Source organism: Psychroserpens burtonensis DSM 12212 (assembly GCF_000425305.1).
Classification (GTDB): Bacteria; Bacteroidota; Bacteroidia; order Flavobacteriales; family Flavobacteriaceae; genus Psychroserpens; species Psychroserpens burtonensis.
This window is the reverse complement of the sequence record NZ_AUDE01000062.1, coordinates 1-1,963: the sequence shown is the minus strand read 5'-3', so window position 1 is coordinate 1,963 and position 1,963 is coordinate 1. Positions and strand designations below refer to the sequence as shown.

The following is a 1,963-nucleotide window of genomic DNA, read 5'->3' as shown; positions in this document are numbered from 1 at the left end:
CTTTTCAGGGTAAAATGGGCTTTAAATTCTTTACGGTCGCCTGTAATAGGCTCATTGTACTCTACTGCAAACCAGTAGTCGCTTGTTGGGAGTTGGTTACCGTTGTAGGTACCATTCCAGCCTGCTCCTGTTGGACTGAGTTGCTTGAGTAATTTTCCGTATCTGTCAAATATATAAATTTTTGCGTTTGGTTGACTATTTATTGCACTAATGTTCCATGTGTCATTATAACCGTCGCCATTTGGTGTGAAGAATTTTGGATAGTCCATGACAATAACGGTATCACTCCCTTCTCCGCATCCATTCTTGTCTCTCGCAGTGACAACATGTTCGCCTAGAGATACGTCTACAAAAGTCCCCTGGTCTTGCCATGGACCGCCATCTAAACTATACTCGTATACGCCTAGACCATCTACGCTCACTTCTATAATATGTGTATCTGCAAAGGCGTCTGTGGTTACTGTGGCCACTACGATTGGTGGTGCGCTTTCTATCACTTCTGTATCAGCACTACTTGGACAGTCTGTGTTTACTGATGTTGTGACATCGGTAACGTTTACCGTATAGGTTCCGCCTTCAATTGGCATATAACTCCCTTGGGTTGCGCCTGCTATTAGGGTGCCATTAAATAACCACTCAAAGGTGTATGTTGGTGTGCTTAATCCTGTGTCTAAGACTAAAGGGCTTAATACTTCTGTGCCATTAACGCCTACACATAAGATATAACTGTCTTCTAAATCAAATACGGGTAACGGGTTAACTTGTAAGGTTAATGCGGCTACTGCATAACAGATTGAGGTATCCATGCCGGCAACATCTGGCGTGTCATTATCTACACGTGCCCAGATGACTTGAGGGTTTACTAAGTTCTCATATAGCAGTGGTAAGGCATTAACTCCTAACGCTGCATCTGCTTCACTTGCGTAATAACTTACGATATAGTTTGCTGGATCTTGTGCATCTAGTAAGGCTTGGTTTTGTATCGCTAAATCAAACTGTGCACTGTTATTACTTGGATCATTATCAGCATCCATCTCATCATCACAAATCTCATATAAGATTGCTTCCTGATCACTATTAGCTTCGGCTGCTTCTTGTACTTCTATATTAAAACTTGGTGTGCTAATGGAACAACCTGTGTCATTATTGGTAATGGCTACAAAAATCTGTTGTGGATTGGTCACATTGGTATATGGACTCACTAGCGCATTCATTACATCGTCTGCGTCTTGTTGGTTTACGTGATAGGTCACCGTAAATAAGGCTGGGTCTTGTCCGTTTAAAACTTCCGCATCTTTCATCGTTACATCAAAATCATAAAACCCATCATTGAACAGTTCACAGGCTATAAAATCGGTCACTGCAATAACCTCTGGTAAGGGATTGACAATCAGTGTGAAGTTTACAATCGTAAAACAGCCTGTACTATCATTAGTCACTCTTACATAAATCACTTGTGGTGTACTGGTATTGGTGTATAGCGTTGGATCTAACACAGCGTTTATACCGTCTTGGGCTTCTTCTAATGTTTCGTGATAAGTTGGTGTGACGTTTGCTTCTGCGTTAAGTAATAACACTTCATCTGTCGTAAGGTCAAAGACTTCTTCCATATCGCCTGGATTGATAGCATCACAAAGAATTAAATCTGGAAGGTCTTCTGTTGGTGTTGGGTTTGGTAATACACGTATCGTAAGTGTGACTTGGTCTGTACATCCTGTATCTGTATCTGTGACGACCACATACACCGTTTGTGGATTAGATGGTGCGCCTGCTACTGAGGTATTCGCATACGCCTGTGCATCTATAGCATTGTCTTGCGCATCTGCATCGGTTTGTGTTTCGTAGTAGCTCACACTCCAACTGGCTTCACCTCCTGTGATTTCTGCGTCTTTTACGGTTAAATCAAAAACAGTGATTTCATCTGCAACCTGGTCATCACATAATTGTAATGGTGTGGGTTGTA

Annotated in this window: 1 protein-coding gene; it reads right to left on the bottom strand. The window is 41.9% G+C overall.

Annotated elements, in window-relative coordinates:
• A partial coding sequence (locus tag H593_RS0115385) for a T9SS type B sorting domain-containing protein (protein ID WP_028873240.1) occupies positions 1-1,963 on the bottom strand: 1,963 nt, incomplete at both ends.